This is a genomic window from Virgibacillus oceani (assembly GCF_014638995.1).
Lineage (GTDB): Bacteria > Bacillota > Bacilli > Bacillales > Amphibacillaceae > Virgibacillus_E > Virgibacillus_E oceani.
Genome location: NZ_BMFR01000001.1, coordinates 66,231 through 87,015 on the forward strand (window position 1 = coordinate 66,231; position 20,785 = coordinate 87,015).

19 protein-coding genes are annotated in these 20,785 nt (G+C 34.0%); 11 read left to right on the top strand and 8 right to left on the bottom strand.

The features are described from left to right. Positions 1–24: 24 nt before the first annotated feature. The 3 genes from IEV74_RS00360 (at position 25) to IEV74_RS00370 (ending at position 2,424) form a co-directional block, all read left to right on the top strand. The gene (locus tag IEV74_RS00360) at positions 25–597 is read left to right on the top strand and encodes a hypothetical protein (RefSeq protein ID WP_188453366.1); all 573 of its coding nucleotides are present in this window, start codon (positions 25–27) and stop codon (positions 595–597) included. Between the two features lie 456 nt (positions 598–1,053). Next, the gene (locus IEV74_RS00365) at positions 1,054–1,923 is read left to right on the top strand and encodes a cation diffusion facilitator family transporter (protein ID WP_188453367.1); all 870 of its coding nucleotides are present in this window, start codon (positions 1,054–1,056) and stop codon (positions 1,921–1,923) included. 141 nt (positions 1,924–2,064) lie between these two features. Further along, positions 2,065–2,424, top strand: coding sequence for a hypothetical protein (locus tag IEV74_RS00370; protein WP_188453368.1), 360 nt, complete (start codon positions 2,065–2,067; stop codon positions 2,422–2,424). Between the two features lie 59 nt (positions 2,425–2,483). Here the strand turns inward: IEV74_RS00370 and IEV74_RS00375 are convergent, their stop codons facing one another. The 3 genes from IEV74_RS00375 to IEV74_RS00385 all read right to left on the bottom strand — a co-directional run bounded on the left by IEV74_RS00375 (position 2,484) and on the right by IEV74_RS00385 (position 5,328). Continuing rightward, positions 2,484–2,690 (bottom strand): capping complex subunit for YIEGIA, encoded by a 207-nt coding sequence (locus IEV74_RS00375; protein WP_188453369.1) that lies wholly within the window; start codon positions 2,688–2,690, stop codon positions 2,484–2,486. Beyond that, entirely contained in the window at positions 2,690–3,640 is a 951-nt protein-coding gene (locus IEV74_RS00380; protein ID WP_229683023.1) for a YIEGIA domain-containing protein, read from the bottom strand. Before IEV74_RS00380 ends, IEV74_RS00375 begins: the two co-directional genes overlap by 1 nt. 962 nt (positions 3,641–4,602) lie before the next feature. After that, the gene (locus IEV74_RS00385) at positions 4,603–5,328 is read right to left on the bottom strand and encodes a ZIP family metal transporter (protein ID WP_188453370.1); all 726 of its coding nucleotides are present in this window, start codon (positions 5,326–5,328) and stop codon (positions 4,603–4,605) included. 230 nt (positions 5,329–5,558) lie between these two features. Here IEV74_RS00385 and IEV74_RS00390 point away from each other — a divergent pair, with 230 nt between their 5' ends. The 7 genes from IEV74_RS00390 (at position 5,559) to IEV74_RS00420 (ending at position 13,516) form a co-directional block, all read left to right on the top strand. Beyond that, entirely contained in the window at positions 5,559–5,888 is a 330-nt protein-coding gene (locus IEV74_RS00390; protein ID WP_188453371.1) for an ArsR/SmtB family transcription factor, read from the top strand. Positions 5,889–5,978: 90 nt separating this feature from the next. Continuing rightward, positions 5,979–6,929 (top strand): cation diffusion facilitator family transporter, encoded by a 951-nt coding sequence (locus IEV74_RS00395; protein ID WP_188453372.1) that lies wholly within the window; start codon positions 5,979–5,981, stop codon positions 6,927–6,929. Positions 6,930–7,154: 225 nt separating this feature from the next. Then, positions 7,155–7,751, top strand: coding sequence for a copper resistance CopC family protein (locus IEV74_RS00400; protein ID WP_188453373.1), 597 nt, complete (start codon positions 7,155–7,157; stop codon positions 7,749–7,751). 119 nt (positions 7,752–7,870) lie between these two features. Then, entirely contained in the window at positions 7,871–8,914 is a 1,044-nt protein-coding gene (locus tag IEV74_RS00405) for a CopD family protein (RefSeq protein WP_229683024.1), read from the top strand. A 102-nt stretch (positions 8,915–9,016) separates the two neighbouring features. After that, positions 9,017–10,486, top strand: coding sequence for an alpha-amylase family glycosyl hydrolase (locus IEV74_RS00410; protein ID WP_188453375.1), 1,470 nt, complete (start codon positions 9,017–9,019; stop codon positions 10,484–10,486). Positions 10,487–10,722: 236 nt separating this feature from the next. Next, positions 10,723–12,621: an LTA synthase family protein gene (locus tag IEV74_RS00415; RefSeq protein WP_188453376.1), complete on the top strand. Its 1,899-nt coding sequence runs from the start codon at positions 10,723–10,725 to the stop codon at positions 12,619–12,621. Positions 12,622–13,231: 610 nt separating this feature from the next. After that, a complete protein-coding gene (locus IEV74_RS00420) occupies positions 13,232–13,516 on the top strand; it encodes a hypothetical protein (protein WP_188453377.1) in 285 nt (94 codons plus the stop codon). A 162-nt stretch (positions 13,517–13,678) separates the two neighbouring features. On the opposite strand, the gene IEV74_RS00425 is transcribed toward IEV74_RS00420, so the two are convergent. The 4 genes from IEV74_RS00425 to IEV74_RS00440 all read right to left on the bottom strand — a co-directional run bounded on the left by IEV74_RS00425 (position 13,679) and on the right by IEV74_RS00440 (position 17,507). Then, positions 13,679–14,107 carry a disulfide oxidoreductase gene (locus IEV74_RS00425; RefSeq protein ID WP_188453378.1) on the bottom strand — a complete coding sequence of 143 codons (429 nt, stop codon included), beginning with the start codon at positions 14,105–14,107 and terminating at the stop codon, positions 13,679–13,681. 3 nt (positions 14,108–14,110) lie between these two features. Further along, entirely contained in the window at positions 14,111–14,791 is a 681-nt protein-coding gene (locus IEV74_RS00430) for a DsbA family protein (RefSeq protein ID WP_229683025.1), read from the bottom strand. A gap of 228 nt (positions 14,792–15,019) precedes the next feature. Further along, positions 15,020–17,131 (bottom strand): heavy metal translocating P-type ATPase, encoded by a 2,112-nt coding sequence (locus IEV74_RS00435; RefSeq protein ID WP_188453380.1) that lies wholly within the window; start codon positions 17,129–17,131, stop codon positions 15,020–15,022. After that, a complete protein-coding gene (locus IEV74_RS00440; RefSeq protein ID WP_188453381.1) occupies positions 17,121–17,507 on the bottom strand; it encodes an ArsR/SmtB family transcription factor in 387 nt (128 codons plus the stop codon). Before IEV74_RS00440 ends, IEV74_RS00435 begins: the two co-directional genes overlap by 11 nt. A gap of 140 nt (positions 17,508–17,647) precedes the next feature. On the opposite strand from IEV74_RS00440, the gene IEV74_RS00445 reads away from it, so the two are divergent. Continuing rightward, positions 17,648–18,688 carry a flavin-containing monooxygenase gene (locus tag IEV74_RS00445; protein WP_188453382.1) on the top strand — a complete coding sequence of 347 codons (1,041 nt, stop codon included), beginning with the start codon at positions 17,648–17,650 and terminating at the stop codon, positions 18,686–18,688. 242 nt (positions 18,689–18,930) lie between these two features. On the opposite strand, the gene IEV74_RS00450 is transcribed toward IEV74_RS00445, so the two are convergent. Continuing rightward, a complete protein-coding gene (locus IEV74_RS00450; RefSeq protein ID WP_229683026.1) occupies positions 18,931–20,592 on the bottom strand; it encodes an IS1182 family transposase in 1,662 nt (553 codons plus the stop codon). Positions 20,593–20,785 lie beyond the last annotated feature (193 nt).

Sequence of the window (20,785 nt, forward strand, 5' to 3'; positions counted from 1 at the left end):
TACAAACTTTCGCAAAGATAGGGGGTGGAAAGAATCAGATTCAAAGGGAATGTAAAAAGAGCAGGGCAAAAACTGAATTTCTGGGGTGAACATGAAAAAAATATACCTAAAGAAATCAAAAATGAGGTCTATAAACAATATTTTAGCAATGATACTTTATATGTATATTGCGATGCCTCTCTGAAAATGGGGATTGGTGAAATGTCAGCTGCTTGTTCATACATATGTAATGGCAATATTATAGTTGAAAACCAACTGATTTATCCAGCTAGAGAATGCTATGATAATAATATGTTTTGTGAAATAAAAGCAGTTGTATTTGCACTGAATAACTTTAAGAAGTATTTGCAAAGATCGTGTAAGAATGTAATTATATTCTCTGACTTAAAAGACATCCAAAAGTATTTAAAACGAGAATTATCGTTTAGAAGAAATACTTTTTTACAAAAGTTACAAATCGATATGATTAGATTATATAAGGAAAAAGAAATGAATAACACGGATGTATCTATATCTGTAAAATACTTAGAACAAAAAAAACATAATCCTTTTGCAAAAAGCGCTCATAATGCAGCGAGAAAAATACTTAATAAATAACGAAATTAAAATGTCGCTTAGAATGTTAAATGTTGATGTTTTGACAAGAAGAAACAAGCATTTGATGGCATTATTCGATCCGATTGTTTAAAATGCTTGACTAATGAAATCTTGCTATTTATAATTTTTTTTTACGCTTATAGGGATTAAGATGTGGACGGGTAAGTTATTCAATTATCACTGTTTATCTTTTGCTTCACTCTGTTGATTAAAAACCCCACCAATCGTATCAAGTTTATCTTCATCAATTTCTGTACTAAGTCCATAACCGATGGCTCCTATTCAACAACGGGTAGGGGTTATTTGCTTTTAATTAAAATAGTTGCCTAGTACACTAGTATTTCCTGAATGCAACTCTTTTAGATAACCCTTACTTACCTTCCTGATCCTAAAAAGGCTTCTATAGGCCCACATGATGTTGCCTTATACAATGTTCAAGCAGTTAAATGGATCACGATGGATGAACAAAAATATAGCAATCTAAAAATGGGAGAGCGTGGTGCAATAATAAGTATTATTGCGTACATATGCTTATCTGCTCTGAAGTTATTTATCGGAAATATAAGTAATTCGGAGGCACTTAAAGCAGATGGGTTAAATAATACAACAGATATAATTGCATCTATTGCTGTGTTAATAGGTCTGAAATTATCACAGAAGCCAGCCGACGGGGATCACCCTTATGGTCATTGGAAAGCAGAAATGGTGGCTTCACTGGTAGCCTCATTTACAATGATGGTTGTGGGTATTCAAGTATTAGTTGATGCCATAACCTTGGTATATCAAGGTGGAAATAATTCTCCTAATATCATTTCGGCATGGACAGGTGTATTTTTTGCAGTAGTTATGTACTTTGTATATCGATATAATAAAAAACTGGCTCAAAAAATAAACAGTCACTCAGTAATGGCTGCAGCAAAGGATAATCTATTCGATTCGTGGGTAAGTATAGGTACGGCAATTGGAATATTTGGCTCACAGTTTAATTTGCCTTGGCTTGATCCTTTGACAACCATTATTGTTGGGCTACTTATTTGTAAAACTGCATGGGATATTTTCCGTGGGGCATCTCACCAATTAACGGATGGCTTTGATCAGGGCTTAATGGATTCTTATAAGAAGTCAATAATAAATGTTCAGGGAGTAAAGGGAGTAAAAGATCTAAAGGCACGCAGTTATGGGAATAACATAGTAGTGGATACTGTAATTCTAGTAAACTCCGCATTAGATATTAAGGATGCCCATGATATTTCTTCCAAAGTGGAAAAGAAATTAATGAAGGAAAATAACATATATGATGTTCATGGGCATGTCGAATCAAATTAAACCAAAGTGTTAATCTTAGTCATTACTCGCTTTTTGACACCGTTTGAAATTTACGTAACTTAGAGTTTTGTTACAGATTTACTTATTAGTCATAACCCACCCTTATTATATAATATATTTTACAAATGGGGGTGAATACTAATGAAAAGGAAAATTGGAACATCTTTCAAATTAGTTATCGTTCTGTTTGTATTGATTTTCCTTGTTGTCCCATTAGTCATAAGTGTCTACTATGGAAATATCCCTTTCCTTAATAATAGTCGCTTATTTTCATATGATGTTTTAGTGTCCAATAATCAACAATTAAGTGATAATATTAATCCACTTCTTAATTATAGAATATATACTTGGTCAGAAATAAAAAGCTATATTATTAGTAAGGAAATGAGGTTTTCTCATATCTTTCGGGATACTGTTGTGTTATTTTTGACAGCAGTCATAGCCATCTATCTTGATCGAACCTTCGGACGAAATTTGTCAAATTTTTTCCGCAGAAAATAATAAAATCGTATTGTAAAAAATGTTCATAAATTTAGCTTTAACGACGGCGGCCCCAGTATTTAAACCCGTATAATCATATAATCCCCATTTTTTAAATGAACAACATCCGCTTTCATTGCTTTTGCGATATCAACTGTCATTTCCTTGGATGATTCCTCTGAGTCAGCCAATAGAACAAGACTAGAACCATTTAACACACGTTCTTTATTCCGTGTAATATATGCCAAAATTTCATAGTTAGGCTTCATTGATGACTCCCGTCCCATTATTTTTCCTCCTTCAAGTTTGCTTTCATTACATCATGGGATTTTTTTGCACTTTCTAGTAGTGGACACTTTTTTACAACCTCAATTAAGGCATCAATATCCTGTTTAATTGGTACAAGGGTTATTACAACCCTGCCCTTTTCATAATCCTTCCTTGTAAAATTATATCGTTTATTCCCTAATGCCCTTGTTGCTTCAAAAAGGGCAGCCTGTCGTTGACCGAAATTATCAAGATTGATACGAAAATGATTTTCGTTCGGATAAATTACAACAGCCATTCCTTCTTCTTTAAACAACTTTTCTGCATTATCTGTACCTAAAAGGTTACTAACATAAATTCCATCAACATAAAGGCTTGAATCCTTAACTTCAACCTTTCCGGGCTTAACCTGTGCAATATCACCAATTGTTTTCCCTTTTGTGAAACGTTTAAGAAAGAAAAATACAGCCAATCCGACCAAAATTCCTCCCGCAATATTTATCCATATATTAAAAGGTAGGATGCTGATTGTTAAGGATGTAAAAAAAGAAGTTATGAAAGCTATGTAATTTCGCGACTCAAATGTTTTGGCAATACCATCTATATAAGCACTTCCCCGATACGTGTATTCCGTATGTTCTAAATCACTTAGGCTTTCCTTTTCTGTTTTTCTTACATCTCTAAATTGCTGTAATGCCAATGTTAAAAACGTTACCGCAACAAAATTTTTACTCATTAGTGCAGGTAAGGCAACAGCGCCTAATGCAGCAGCTACAAAACCAGTAATTATGTTTATTAGTACGCCATTGGGATAGCTTGGATATTGGCGATAATCTTCCTTTAAGACCCAAGCCCTTGCTAACGTTCCTACTACGATTGCCACAACAATGATACTTATCTCTTCTGGTAAAATATGCTGTTGTTGCCCGATTTTAACCACTCCTTGTAACAATACTTGATTTTTGTTCAATTAAAACTGTATAGGTTCTAGCAAAATGTCCTCATATATTATTGGCGACTCTTTTTTTGTTATTTGAGTTTAATGAAAATTATTCTGACTGAAGATCTGTTGCTTATGGTGGTGAACTGGATTTATTCAAATTTATTTTTACCGGAATGGTAAGTAATATGTATCTAGTCTTATATAGAGGGGGAGAAAATTAGGGAAGTTCTAACCGGGCTGAAACACAATAAGTAGATTTGCATATTTATGAACATATTTTGACAATAAATTGTAGGTAGTTGCATTTTATTTAAAATATTGTTATTTTATTGAAGTGCAATATGAACATATATTCATGTATTATTTACATAAGTTGTTATAAACGGTGTGGTATTCAACACAATTTTTCGAACCGAATGAAAGGCTTTCTCACTTCATGTTGTTATATGTTTTTATGCAAATTGTCAGGCCTTTCCGAAGTCATATTTCGGGCTATGATATTTAAATGAATTGGAAATGAAAGGGGAACTTATGCCAAATAGATTACCGCTTATTCAACGCTACTTACTAAATTTGATTTACATTGTGTTATTTTTCGTAGTGGGTTACATTACAAGTCTAATTACAACTGCTAATTTTCGAACCATGTTTCTATTTACCTTTATAGTAGTAATTTATTGGTTTATAGCTATTACAATTACGGGACTATATAAAAGGTCGAGAAACTTAAAGCAAGTGCTTTTTAAAACTGTAATAAGTCTTGTGGTTATAATGATAGTATCCATAATCCAACAGCTTATCATTATTAATGTTCCATTCAATGCAAGCATCATATTTTTTACCATAAGTTTAATTCTGTTGTTGTTGCTGCATTCCGTGTTTTTTAAATCAAAATTCACAAGGTAGATTGCCTTATTTAAAATATTATTTTTAAAAATAAATTGTGACCCAAATCTAAACAGATGGGTCACATTATTTTTCTTAGCAGTTTAATTCAAAAAAGATAGATATATATAGATAATCCCGAATCCAAATATTCCAATAATCGAACAATATAATGCAGAGGAATTCTTAACCGCCTCCCCAAAAATCTCTTTTATAGCAACCATAAAAATTACAGCAATTGCAAGGTTTATCATAAATGCAAGTGATAACGGCATTCCAACATCAAAAAAACGACCAAATAACGAACCGATTGCAATAGGGGTTGCGATAACTGTTGTGAATAAAATCCAAGTAAGGAAACCAAACCCCGCTAAGAACAATGGTGTAAAAACAATAATTCCTTCTGGTATGTTATGTAATACAAGTGTGGTTAACATCAAATTTCCAATGTCTGTACCTATAGTAGGTCCAAGTGCAATGCCAACAGGGAAATTGTGAATCGCAATACTCATTGTTAAAAGAACACCGGAACGTACAAAGATATCTTTTTGATGACTGTCTGTAATAATTGTAATTTTACCCATCAAATGATGTATATACATAAAAAGTAATATCCCCGCTACTGTTCCAAATACCAAAACAATCCATCCTCCTAGCTCAATACTTTCTGGAATCATTTCTAGAAATAATAGCCCCATTATTAGTCCTACACACAATGAATAAATAAAATTAAACCCCCGTTGAACACCTTTCATTATCCACGCTAGTCCACCACCAACACCAATTCCAATAGCTGAAGCGAACGCCCCGATCATCCATGCTGCACTCATTTAATCGCTCCTTAAAAAAGACTGTGTTCATTTTATATTACTAGTGACAATCAAATATAATACATGTATAAATCAATAGTTGTTTGACAATTAGGATTGATACATATACAATATGAGCATATGTTAATATATGCAGGTATATAAATGAATATTAGTTAACCTTTTTTGAATATTGGGTTGGATGTTATACATAAAAATTTTGAATTAGAATTAAAAGTGAGGGAAAATTAATGGAAGAACACAATGAAAATGCGGAAAAAGAAAGTGATAAGGAATTGGATGAGGAAACATTATTTGTAGTGTCACAAACATTCAAAGCATTAAGTGATCCGACCAGAATTCGAATTCTTCATTTGCTTTTTCATAAAGAATACCCTGTAAATGGAATAGCAGAGAATTTGCAGCTCAGACAATCAACTGTTTCTCACCAATTGCGGTTTCTGAAAAATCTTCGGTTGGTAAAGTATCGAAGAGAAGGTACAACATTATATTATTCCCACGATGATGAACATGTAATGCATATGTTAAAGCAAACGATTGACCATGCTTGTCATAGTTAGTATTGAATGATGGAAAAATCCATTTCGTTAATATTGTTATATGAACATGTATAAATATATAAATAAACAACTTTTTAGGAGGTATTTAAAATGGGACATGATCATGGCCATGACCATACTCATGGTGCAAACAAGAAGGCATTAATGATAAGTTTTATCATAATTACGGTCTATATGATTATCGAAGCATTTGGAGGATTCATTACCAATAGCCTTGCCTTATTATCTGATGCTGGTCATATGTTAAGTGACTCCATTTCATTAGGAGTTGGTCTATTAGCCTTTACATTAGGCGAAAAAGTGGCTAATTATAGTAAAACCTATGGCTATAAACGATTTGAAATACTAGCAGCAGTTTTTAATGGGGTCACCCTCATACTGATTTCAATTTACATTTTCTATGAAGCGTTCCAACGGTTCTCAAACCCACCTGAAGTAGCCTCAACTGGAATGTTAATTATAGCCTCCATAGGCTTGGTAGTAAATATTCTTGTTGCATGGATGCTTATGAAAGGCGATACAGAAGAAAACTTAAATTTAAGAGCCGCTTTTCTCCATGTATTGGGTGATTTGCTTGGTTCTGTTGGTGCAATTATTGCTGCATTGTTAATTATATTTTTCGATTGGGTTTGGGCCGATCCTCTAGCGAGTGTTATTGTGGCTATTCTTGTATTAATAAGTGGTTGGAGAGTTACAAAAGATGCGGTTCACGTGTTGATGGAAGGAACCCCGAAAAATGTAGATTTAGATGATATCATAAATACAATGGAAAACACTAAAGATATCATAAGTATACATGATTTGCATGTTTGGAGTATTACAAGTGGACAAAATGCACTTTCTTGCCATGCGGTTGTAGACGGAGAATTATCTGTTCATGAAAGTCAAAAGCTATTACGAACGATTGAACATGATTTAGAGCATAAAAATATTGGTCACGTAACGATTCAGATGGAAAGTAAAGAACACCCGCATGATGATTCGCTAATGTGTCAGAATGATCATGAATCTTCATCTCATAGGCATGATCATGGGCATTGAAAATCATCTAGTGAAAATACCAATAAGCAACCTCCACCGAGAAGTCGATGGAGGTTATTATATGATTGAACATATTACTTCAGCATTAAAGAGTTTATGTGTGACAACTTTCTTACAGTTAGGTGTAAGGAATCACTTTACAGATAGTTAATGCTATTATAGCAATTGTAAGGATAAGTATCAGAAATTACTGAGTCTACAAAAATATATTGAAAGGCAGATTACATGTTGAAAATTAGAAGTTCTTATTTATTATTAATCACATTATTGCTATTTAGTCAATTCCCAGTTAATGAAGCCAATGCGCATTCCGTCTTGGAAAAGGCAACACCTGAAAATGGGGAGCAATTGGAAGAAACAATAGATAGTATAGCATTAAATTTTAACACTAAAGTTGAAAATGGAAGTACACTTTATCTAGTAAATAGTGAGAAAGAAAAAATCAAACCAGAAACTATAAATATAACCAACGAAGTTTTAGAGGCAAAATTTAATAATTTTTTAAAACCGGGTTCATATCAAGTAAATTGGAAAATAGTTGGAGCTGATGGTCATCTTATTGAAAACCAATATTCCTTTTCAATCGCAGAACCCCAAAATAAAGAACCTGAAGATAATGTCACTCAATCAGAAGATGATCAAAACTCTGCAATTAACTATAACAAACATAATAACCAAGGTGTAGAACAACAAAAATCATCCAACGAACAGACGAAGAGTGACAGTGATCAATCTTCTTTAGAAAGTGTTATTATTATATTTCTAATTATTGTAGGTTTGGTATTATTAATTTCAACATTTGTAGGTAAGCGTAAAAAATAAAAGGTAGGTATATTAAAATGTTTTTAGTTTCATTAACTGAGTTTATACTGTACATTTGTTTCTCAGTTCTTATCGGTTCCTTGATTTTATTTATGGTACCTGAAGATAAAAAACCTCCTATGTACGTACCCAAAAAGGTAATTTATATAGTTACCGGTTTGATACCTTTAGCAGCTTTTCTCCCGGTTTTTCGTACAGCCTATGTATTAACAGGTGACAAGGATATCTGGTTTATTCTAAAAAACGTGGTGCTTACTTTTGAAATTGGGAAAGCTTGGCTATTTATTAGTTTTGTCTCAATTATTCTCATTTGTGTATTACTAGCAAAAAATTTAAAGACAAAGGTACATTTAAAGACATGGGCAATTGTACTTGCATTGTTAATGCTTTTTGGTTATACAAAATCAAGCCATGCGGCAACCATTACAGAATGGCAAGGATTCGTTTTTCATACCCTTCATTTTTTGTCTATTACAATATGGATAGGTATTCTTTTTGTAGTTAGCTGGTTTTCTAAAAATAAATCGAATTGGTTAACCTTTTTGAAATGGTTCACTCCTGTTGCTTTAACTTGCCTAATTATTACAGTTGTAGCAGGCTATTTTACAATGCAAATTGATATCAATTCCTATGATGATCCTAACGCTTCAATTTTACAGGAATATCAAAATAGTCTTGTCATTAATTATGGACAAGTCCTAGTTCTAAAGCATATATTTATTATTTCGCTAGTATTATTTGCTTTAATTAATGGGATTCTGTTTAGGAAAAAGCATAATCATGATTCATTTAATCCATTAACATGGGCTAGATTAGAAAGTGTTTATGCATTAATTGTATTTGGCCTGACAGCGTTTATGGGGCAGTCATGGCCGCCACACCAAATCAGTCTTTTGATAAAAACTGAAGGTGCTTCCCCTCTTTTCAGTGCATTATATGATGGGGAAATTATAAATTCTATGCAAAATGCTACTAGTAGTGAAATTATCAATGTTACAACATCCTTTGGCTTTGAGAGTTTCTTATTATTTGGATTAGGTTTACTATTTATGGTGTTAACAACTATCGCTGCTGCAAGGAAGAGATCCGTTTTCATTTCTACATTTTCTTCTTTATTAATGGTCCTATCTATCTACTTTGGAATAATGATGGGGATTCAGTAGACTGTCTTTACTGTATTTTTTTCAAACGTTAGATTAGGGGTTATTGAATATTGGTTAAAAGATTAATAGAACATAGTATAAAACTTTTGGAGGATCAATTTTATGAAAAAGCTAGCATCGCTTATATTAATATTACTGATATTTTTTGGATGGACTAACATAACACATTCTGAAGCCCCAATTAATGAAGAAATTATTTATACCGTTTTCGTCGATCGGTTTAATAATGGTGATCCAATGCTTAGTGACCAAGTAGATGTTGATGATCCAACAGCATATCATGGTGGTGATATACAGGGGATTATTAATAAGTTAGATTATCTCAAACAACTTGGCTTTACAACTATCTCCTTATCATCGATTATGAAAAATGCCTCGGACGGCTATCATGGCTACTGGATCGAGGATTTTTTTGCAGTGGAGGAACAGTTTGGGACATTGGACGATTTAAAGACGCTAGTAAAAGAGGCACATAATCGTGGCATGAAGGTTATTTTGGAATTTGTTCCAAATTATGTTGCAAAAAGCCATCCTTTTGCTGACGATCCTAGTAAAATAGTCCCAACCACGGTAAGCGATAAAATGTGGTTAGATGAAACTGTAACACTAAATTTAAAAAATAAAGAAGTTAAAGACTTGCTGTTAAATGCGGCAGATTATTGGCTGACTGAGGCAAATATTGATGGGTATAACATCCACGCAATTGATCAAACGCCGATCAAGTTTTTAAATGAATTCGTTGTTCATGTGAAAAAAGTTAAACCGGATATTTATTTAACAGGAAGTGTTTTAAATGCGGATGATCTAACGGAAGAGTATTTGAATGCAGGTATACCATTAATTGATAATAAAGTAATGCAAGGGTCAATGGTAAATGTGTTCGCCAATGCGGGAACCCCAGTCAAAAACCTTTACAACAAATGGAAATCAATTGGTAAAAGGTCGGGGTTACTATTTGTCGATAATAAGTTTACAACCCGATTTACACGTGAAATTGTTAAAAATGGTCAAAATCCATTAACGACGTGGAAAATTGCCCTCACCTACATGTATATGTCTCCGGGAGTTCCAATGGTTTATCAAGGATCGGCGATTCCAATGGATGGCAATACACCAGAAGAGGTGCAAAGATTAGTACAATTCAATAATGGTGATCAAGATTTGCAGGATTTTATTACTAGATTGTCAACAATTCGTAAACAATTCCCATTATCGGCAGACGGGAAATTTGAATTGGCCAGTTCAAATGGTGCAATAAGCGTATTCAAACGAACAAATGAAGATACAACTATATTTGTTGCGATCAACAATGGTAAAAAAACGGAGGATGTTTCCATTACAGATGTGCCGGAGGGAATGCAGCTTGAAGACTTATTAAGTGGTGATATCGTTCGTGAAAATGATCATGGCAAATATAGAATTGGACTTGATCGCGAATCGGTAGCAATTTACACAATTGAACAAGATAAAGGTCTAAATTGGATATTTATTGGTGCGATTATTAGTGTCTTTGTTGTATTTGCTCTAGTTGTTGCCCTTTTAAGTAGAAAGCAAAAGACGTCAACTGAATAATTGTAATTTGTATCTACCGGATGATAGACGGAGAAGTTAGCTTCAAGACTGAAATTGGCCTTTTGGCGATTTTTATAAATTTTATTCTTTCCCTTTACTTACTGTACACTAGTGGTTTTCTTATTAATATTTCGTATTATAAGAATTATATGTTATTGTATTGTGTAAATGAATTATAAAAGGATATTCTATCAACTTTTTAATAGGAACTTCCGCTTTTTAAGGAGGAACTATAAATGAAGTTTAAACGATTAAAAATACCATTGTTTATTATTGCGACCTTATTGTTTGGTGTGAAGACATATATCATATATCGTTTTATGTTTGATCTTGAATTGGAAAATTCGATGCAGGAATTAATCTTGTTTATTAATCCATTTGTTTCTGCGTTTTCAGTTTTTGCAATAAGTGTCTGGTTCAAAAAACAATCACGTCAAATGAAATTTCTGCGATACACCGCATTATTAGGGACGTCAATTTTATTTTTTAATCTAGTTTTTTATCGTTCGAATACCGATTTTATTACGATTCCACAATTATTCCAAGCAAGTAATATGGGAGATTTAGGGTCTAGTATTCTAACACTAATTAAAGCATATGATGTGTTATTATTTGCTGATGTGGCTATTATTTGGTATTTAAGTAAGAGAAAGCAAGCGATGATGGCAGTAACTTATCCTAAGAGTGGAAAGTTTTTTGCTTTAGCGATGTCTTTTGTACTATTAGCAGGCAACTTTTTCTTGGCAGAAATGGAAAGGCCGCAGCTTTTTACACGTGCATTTGACCGGGAATATCTAGTAAAAAATATAGGTGTTTTTAATTACCATGTTTACGATGCAGTTATGCAATCTAGAGTTAAAGCGAAACGCGTTTTTGCTGATGAAAGTGAACTTCCAAAAATAAAAGAATATGTCAATGATATTCAAAGTAATGATAAATCAAATCTTTTTGGTATTGCCAAGGATAAGAATTTAATTTTTATTTCAGTTGAGTCTATGCAAAACTTTGTAATCAATAACAAAGTGAATGGTGAAGAGATAACCCCATTTTTAAATAGTTTAGTAGACAACGAAGACACCTTTTACTTTGAGAACTTTTATTCCCAAATTGCCCAAGGTAGGACATCTGATTCTGAGTTTTTAGTCGAAAACTCACTATATCCGTTACCGAGCGGATCTGTCTTCTTTACTCATGGTCAGAATGAGTACAATGCAATGCCGGAACTGTTAAAAGAAAAAGGTTACTTTAATTCCGTATTCCATGCAAACAATAAGAGTTTCTGGAACAGGGATCAAATGTATAAGAGTTTAGGTTATGATTATTTTTATGGAGAAAGTGCGTTTGAAGTGACAGAAAATAATTCAATTGGTTGGGGGCTGAAGGATAAGGCCTTTTTTGAGCAATCAATGAAATATTTACAATCATTTAAACAACCTTTTTACACGAAATTTATTACATTAACAAATCATTTTCCATTTGACCTAGACAAAGAAGATCGAACAATAGAACCGTACGATTCTGGGTCAAAGACACTTAATAATTATTTTCCAACTGTAAGATATACAGATGAAGCCCTTAAGCAATTTTTTAATCAATTAAAAAATGCTGGTTTATATAAGAACTCAGTCATTGTTATTATGGGTGACCATTATGGAATAAGTGAAAATCATAATAAAGCAATGAGCAAGTATTTAGGAAAAGAAGAAATTACACCTTTTGATCAAGTCCAATTGCAACGTGTACCACTCTTTATTCATATTCCGGGTTCTGGGAAAGGAAAAGTAATGTCAGAAGTGTCTGGTCAGATTGATGTTAAACCAACATTGCTGCATTTATTAGGCGTTGAAACGGGTAACGATCTCTATTTTGGTAATGATTTGTTTTCAGATGACCGTAAGAGTTATGTTGCATTACGAAATGGAGATTTCATTAGTAAAAAATATGTATCGGCAAGCGGTTTTTGCTATAATCGTGCGACAGGTGAACCAGTGAATGAAGAAGGCAGAGATATTGAAGGAAAAATAGAAAGTCCGTGTACACCAATAAAGGGAAAGGTGATAAAAGAGCTGAAGTATTCTGACGATATTATTTACGGTGATTTACTCAGGTTTATGGGTTCTAGTGAGTCAAATTAATGATGAAATCTGATCGCGACCGGGTTGTAAAATAGATATCGGAAAAGCAGATTCCTAAGTTGCTTTTTTAAAGATAAATGTTTGGTGTTGAGTCTTATGGTAGTTTTCTAGGGTATAATTATTTGGATAATTAATTTGGCCATTCGAAAATTATCAGCAAGCAATAAATATAGTGCTGTTGATGTGTTTAAGACAGAGTATCCAAAAGGAGAAATTAACACAGATGAGTACTGACGGCAACTATATTAGCCGATGGATACGAACAATACCCAATTATGGATAAACATCCTTGATAAACTTTTATTAAGGGTGTTTTTTGCTTTATGTTAATATAACGGAAAATATAATTGGCTACAAGAGGGTATTTTCTTTTTATTTTGTGTTAAAGCGACCTTTAAGGTGTATTAGTTAACTATTAACACTGTTTTTATTCTATGTAAGTACTTTTTACATGAGGTAAACCTTTCCAAAGGTTGTTAATTTTAATAAAATCAGACAGTAGTGGCTTATTTGTACATAGTTAATTATATTATAGCAAAGATTATTAAAATAAAAGTAACAGTAAGTGAGACCCCATTCGGATTTATAAAAGTAAAGTAAGGATGATTACATGTTAAGAACCAGAAAGACTTTATTATTAATCACTTTATTGTTATTCAGTGTAATTCTAATTAATACTGCGGGGACATATTCTGCCTTGGCAGAGGCAGAGGGGATTAATTTACAAAATGATGATAAAACTATAGCTAAGCAGAATAACCAGAATTCAAAACAACAACAAAATTCTTTAGAACAAGAGATAAACAATGTTAACGAGAAATTTCCTTTAGTAAGTTTGGTTATTATCGTTTTAATCATTGGAGGAATAGTATTACTTAACTGGCATGATTTTTAGCAAGCATTGGAAATAGGTGTGAGGTACATTAGTTTGAACTTTGTATCATTATCTACTTTATTAATGGTCTATCTGTGTATCTAAACGTAAAATAAGATTTGGTAAGTTAACAAATGCATACAAAATGTGGTGCAACTCACTGTACTGAATTGCACCAAATTCCTATTGGCCTTTCTTTTGCCATTTTAAAAGCAGCATGAATATGGTAATTAAGGTGAAAGCGACTAATGCTTGGAATGGTATTGTAATAAAACCTAGCCAATTAATATATTCAGCACTACATGGAACACCATTGGCACAAGGTTTGATTTCTGCAAAACCCGGAACCTTTTGTTCTAAATAGTGGAAAAGTGAAATACACCAGCCGATTATTGCTATAGGGAATACATATTTTTTTACAGATCGATCATTTTGAAATGTTGCTATTCCAAGTATTAAGGATAATGGATACATCAAAATACGTTGGTACCAGCAAAGCTCACATGGTACGAAACCTCGTATTTCACTAAAATAAAGGCTGCCAAGTGTTGCTATAACGGAAACTAGCCATGCCGTATAAAGTGAAAACTGTCGGATATCTACTTTATTCATACCTTAATTTTCCTCTAATGCATTTTCTATAGCTTTTTTAATTGAATCATAGTCAAATGGATCTTCAATCATGGTTCCATTTACCATAATGGTTGGTGTAAATTGTACGCCGAATTCCGTTACCATCTCTGTATCTTTATTTACTCCGTTTATTTCAGAATTGCTTTCTATGTCTGCTTTTAATTTATCTGTATCGATGCCTGAGACACCACTTGCCAATTCAAGTATCTTGTCAATTGTAACCCAACTAATGTCATGATTCTCACTTGGTTGTTTGTTAAAGAGCGCTTTATGAAATTCCCAATATATATCAGGGTTTTGCTTATAAACTGACTCTGCTGCAAGTGAAGCTAACTTTGATTCTTCACCGTGAAATAATACGTTTATAAATGAGAATTTAACCTTTCCCGTTTCAACATAATCACTTACTAGTTGTGGGAAAATGTTTTCCCCCCACATTTTACATGAAGGACATTTAAAATCCCCAAACTCTACAACTGTTACCGGTGCCTTTGGGTCTCCTAAAGTGGGTTGTCCCTCAATTGATGGTTGTTTATCAAACGTTTTGCCTTTTTTTGATTCGGAATTCTGGTTATTAATGACAACCAATGCAACTATAAGTGCAATAACCACTAATGTGATAATTACTACAAATTTAAATGGTGAACCTTTGCTTTTCATCAAAACACCTCACTATATTCATATGTAAAATAATTTTACCATCAAATTTTTCATTGAATGGGTTAATATAGTATTGTTCAAATACTTTTCACAAAAAAGTAATTGAAGTTTAGAAAAAATGCTATATACAGTTAAAAAGTCATTAACTTTAAAAAGGTGCAATTCTATAAGATGAATTGCACCTTTCTTAATTTAGAATTTCTTATACATTTATCCCATCTGATTACTCTTTTATTCACTATACTTTGTTTTCATCAATCGTAATGAATTAAGTACCACGATTAGAGTAGCTCCCATATCAGCGAATATTGCTAACCATAGCGTAAGCCAACCGGGAATAATTAAAAGAAGTGCTAGCAGCTTCAAACCAAGCGCAAAAGATACATTCTGCTTAATAATACCTAATGTCTTTCTACTTAATGCAATCGTATATGGTAGTTTTTCTAGATCATCAGCCATTAATGCAATATCAGCTGTCTCTAATGCTGTATCCGTTCCTGCTCCACCCATAGCAATACCAACTGTAGCTGTTGCCAATGCGGGAGTGTCATTGACTCCATCACCAACCATTGCTACATTTCCATGTTGTTCTCGAAGTGATTTAATTGCCTCTAGTTTATCTTGTGGTAATAATTTTGCTTTAGTCTCACTCAACCCTAGTTGACTTCCAATAGCCGAACCCGTCGCTTCATTGTCACCTGTAAGCATAACGGTTTTTTCTATGCCAATCTGATGAAGTTTTTGAATGATTGATAAGCTTTCTTTACGAACCTGATCAGCTACAGCTATCAAACCTTTTATTTCCTTTTCGGTTCCTAACAACATAACTGTCTTACCTTGTGTTTGTAAATCTTTAATCTGTTGTTTAATGTCATTCGGGACCGAAATCATTTCTTCAAATAATGATGGGCTACCGATAAAATAAGTTGAATTATTTAATGTTGCTTTTGCCCCTTTACCAGTTATAGACTGGAAATCTTCAGCCGAGTAAGAGTCCACATTATCCTTTTCTGCCTTACGAATAATTGCTGAAGCAAGTGGGTGTTGAGAGAAAGATTCAATTGCTTTTGAGATTCCCAAAATTTCTTCATTACTCATTGACGAAAGTCTTACTATATCCGTAACTTCTGGTTTTCCCTCTGTAAGCGTTCCTGTCTTATCAAAAGCAACAACTTTTAATCTGCCAGTCTCTTCTAGGTGAATACCTCCCTTTATCAGAACACCTTTGCGGGCTGCATTTCCTATTGCTGTTACAATTGCCACAGGTGTAGAAATTACCAAGGCACAAGGGCAACCAACAACAAGTACTGCAAGGCCCCTATATACCCATTCAGACCAAATGCCGCCGAATAGTAGGGGAGGTATTACCGCTACTAATAGAGCAATTATCATGATAGCAGGAGTGTAGTATTTTGCAAATTTATCAACAAATTGTTGAGAAGGTGCGCGTTCTGCTTGAGCCTCTTCTACCAAGTGAATAATCTTAGCAATCGTTGTATCTTCAACATGTTTTGTAACTCGAACCTCTAAGGAACCTTCTTCATTTAATGTACCTGCAAACACTTCATCGCCTGTGGTTTTATAAATAGGAATTGATTCTCCGGTTATGGTAGCTTGGTTTATAGAGGACTGTCCTTTTACAACTTCACCATCCATAGCAATTTTTTGGCCCGGTTTTATGATCATAATATCGTTTATACGAACATCTTCTACATCAATTTCAATAATTTCATTTCCGCGTCTTATAGTTGCTCGATTCGGCGCAATATCCATTAGAGAGCGAATTGATTGCCTTGCTTTATCCATCGAGTAGCTTTCTAGTGCTTCACTTAATGCAAACAAGAAAACAACAACTGCACCTTCACCCCATTCACCAATTACCGCTGCTCCGATAATAGCAATAGTCATTAGGGTCTTCATATCAAATTGTAGTTTCGTTAAGTTTTTTAACCCGACTTTGAATAAACTATAACCTCCAATTAGAATGGATAGTCCAAATGTTCCTATAGTGATTGGACTTTCCTCGCCTAACTGGAAAGAAAGAACATAACCTACAATAATAAGAAATAACGATATCATCGTTGTAATGTTCTCACGCTTTTTCCAGAATGGCTCCTTTTTCTCTGCTTGACGTTGGCGTTCTGGAAATACCTTGATACCATCAAAAGCACCAGCCTGTTCTAGTTGCTCGATGGAAGCCTCCCCTTGCACCGTAATTTTAGATGCTCCAAAGTTTAATTGAACATCCTCAACTGTTTGAATATCACGTATATTCTTTTCGAATTTAGCCGCACAATTTGTACAGGATAAGCCTTGTAAGCGATAGACGTTTTTAATTTCCATTCTTAACACCTTCCTCTGCGTGTATCATTGCGATAGATACTAGTTGGCGAACATGGTCATCTTCTAGTGAATAGAAAACTAATTTTCCCTCTTTTCGATACTTAGCTAAACCCATGTTGCGTAATAATCGTAAATGGTGGGATGCAGTTGCAGTTGTTGAGCCTATAATATTGGCTACATCACACACACATAGTTCTTCATCTAAAGTAAGTGCGTAGGCTATTTTTACGCGAGTAGCATCCGCCAAAGCTTTAAAAATCATTTCAACCCCATTAACTTTTTCAATTTGTGGTTGAATACGATTGACCTTTTCCTCATCAAAACAGAATACGTCACAAGAATCTTTAGAGGTATTTAATACTTTTCCTTCATTCATTTTCTCACCATCATTCAAATGATTATTTGATTATTTGTTTATAGTGTATTCCATCATCATATTATTTGTCAATTATTATATTCAAATGATTATTATAATGTGGTAATATTGCCCTATAATAATTTGGGATGTGACAAAACGTGTATCAGACAATAGTAATTGGTGCAGGACAAGCCGGACTAGCTATGGGATATTATTTAAAACGATCTAAGCAATCCTTTCTTATATTAGATAAAAATCAGGAAGTGGGAGAAGTATGGGATAGACGATATGATTCATTAGTTTTATTTACTCCAAGGTCTTACAGTTCGTTACCGGGGTTAAAACTTAAAGGGAACCCTCAAAGTTTTCCATCAAAAGATGAAATCTCAAAATATCTAAGGGATTATGCAGAACAATTTAAACTGCCGATAAAACACAATACTGAGGTAATTAGTGTACGAAATGAGAATGGTCTATTTTATATAAAGACAGAGCATATGGAGTATAAAACTCAGAATGTGATTATAGCAACAGGTCCATTTCAAAAGCCAAGAATTCCTGCCTTCGCAAATAGATTGTCAGATGAAGTTGTACAGTTACATTCATCGGAATATAGAAATCCCACACAGTTGAAAGAAGGAAATGTGTTAGTAGTTGGTGGTGGAAATAGTGGAGCGCAAACAGCAGTAGAAATCTCTAGAGAAAAGAAAACCTATCTATCTACAAGTCAAGGCTCTAAGTTCCTTCCGTTGGTCATTGGGAATAAAAGTATTTTCTGGTGGTTTGATAAGGTTGGGATATTAAAAGCATCCACTAACTCCCTCGTAGGAAAACTAATTCAAAGAAGAGGGGATCCAATCTTTGGGTTAGAACTAAAGCACGCTATTCGAAATGGAGAAGTTGTCATTAAAAATAGATCAATTGATGGCAATGGAAATAAGGTAATATTCCAAGATAATACCATTCTTGATGTACAAAATATTATATGGGCTACTGGATTTGAATCAGATTATTCTTGGTTAAATATATCTGGTGTATTGGACACAAAAGGGAAGCCAGTACATAAAAGAGGTATTACTAATATAGATGGTTTATATTTTATAGGTTTACCTTGGCAATATAGACGGGGTTCTGCACTATTGCAAGGTGTAGGGGATGACGCAGAATTTTTAATGGAATATATCCAAAAAGAAGTATGATCGGGAAGTGTGGGGGGAAAACTTTCTTCTCTATTTTCCTACAGTTATTCACAAAGCTATCCACAACATTATGATTATTAACTTTTGACAAAAACATTTAATCAAGTGATTAAACGGTTTATTTAGTAATCTACTAATAGGATTAAACTTTGCTTCGGTATCGATTTAAATGGTTCTACTGTTCAAACAAACATAAAACGCATCTATTTGTGTTGTTAGGATAACTAGAGGCTGGGACATAACTAGACAAAACACCTAAAAATGGTTCCAATCATCGGGTTTTGATGATTGGAACCATTTTGATTTGTATTGTTTCTCTTATTTGTTGGTTGATTTGTGTTCATGGCGGTGTATTTTCTCAAGTTTACCGCCATGAATGCAAACCCTAATTCATTTTCTACTTTCTCTTTGCCTCTCACGGATAAACGAGTGAAACGCAAATTAGCCTTCAGAAATCCGAACACTGGTTCCACGTCGATTTTACGTTTACCGTAGATTTCACCAGTTTCTTTTTCCGAAAGCTGCTGTTTTGTGTATTTTTTTTGGTTTTCCCATTTTTCATTATAATAAATTTTCCGGTTGTTTCCTTCCTTCGCCTTAGTACATTGGGATCTTAACGGACAACCGGAACAGTCCTCACATTCATAGACCTTAAACGTTCGTGTAAATCCGTATTTGTCTGTTCGATTGGATACATAGCTAAACGCTAATTTTTTACCATTTGGACAGGTGAAAGTATCATTTTTCTCGTCATATTCCCAAGTGGCTGTGTTAAAGGCGTTATTTTTATATTTCTTTTTCTTTTCTTTACGGTATTGGTTATATGTAATCAGTGGGATGCGTTGGCGGTTCTCGATAACGTCTTCGTAGTTCTGTTCACTTCCGTAACCTGCATCGGCAACGATATATTTTGGCAGCTCAAAGAAACGTTCCTCGATGTTATCCAGAAAAGGGATGAACGTGCGTGTATCGGTTGGGTTTGGGTATACATCGTAAGCAAGCGCATATTGCCCCTCTGTCGCAAGTTGCACATTATAACCTGCTTTCAGCTGGCCATTCCTCATATGGTCATCTTTCATTCGCATAAATGTGGCATCATGATCTGTCTTCGAGTAACTGTTACGTTCTCCGAAGATTTCCATGTCCTGTTGGTATTTGTGTTTGCGCGCCATGGAATCTTGGAATTGTTTGCGATATTGTTTCGGTACTTTACGTTCCGAGCGAAGTTGTTTACGTTCACTTCCAGTTTCACTTGCTTCGATTTTTTCATCATATGCTTCTACTACCTCATCCAGCTTTTCAACTACTTTTTCGAGTTCATCGGTAGATAGTTCATCCGCACTTTCCCGTTCGATTTCTGGAATAATTTCTTTTTCCAGTAATTCATCATACATTTGGTTCGATTTCTCCACCAACTTCTGATTGTATTTTTCAATCGCTTTACGCCAAACAAATGTATACTTATTGGCATTCGCTTCGATTTTGGTTCCATCAATAAAAATCGCTTCTTCATCAATCTGTTCTTCTTGTACAAGCTGACAACGGAATTGCACAAAGCACTGACGTAATAGTTCTTTGACCTCTGGATGCACACGGAAACGATTGATGGTGCGGTAACTTGGTTCATACCCTTGAGCTAACCACATCATACGTACACTGTCTTTGAGTAATCCTTCTATCTTCCTGCCAGAAAAAATAGACTGCGTGTAGGCACACAAAATAATTTTCATCATCATTCGTGGATGATAGGACGGACAACCAGTCACACGCAAAAAATTAGCGAATGCTTCTTCAGGAATACTTTCCACCACATCATTCACAGCGTAGGCAATATCATTTTCTTGAAGTTTTATTTCTAAATCTAAAGGCAAAACGACTTGATCTATGTTATAATGTTTAAACATAAGGGCACCTCCGATAAGTATTGTGTGGTAACTTTATTTTATCAAAAGGTGTCCATTTTGTTTACTAGAAATAAAATATTTAATACAAAATAAGCGTGGTACTTTCACCAATTTTTACTGTGGGTACCACGCTTATTATTTTCATTTACTGGGGTTTTGTCCCAGCCCCTAGTTGTTTAAAGTTAGTAAGCTA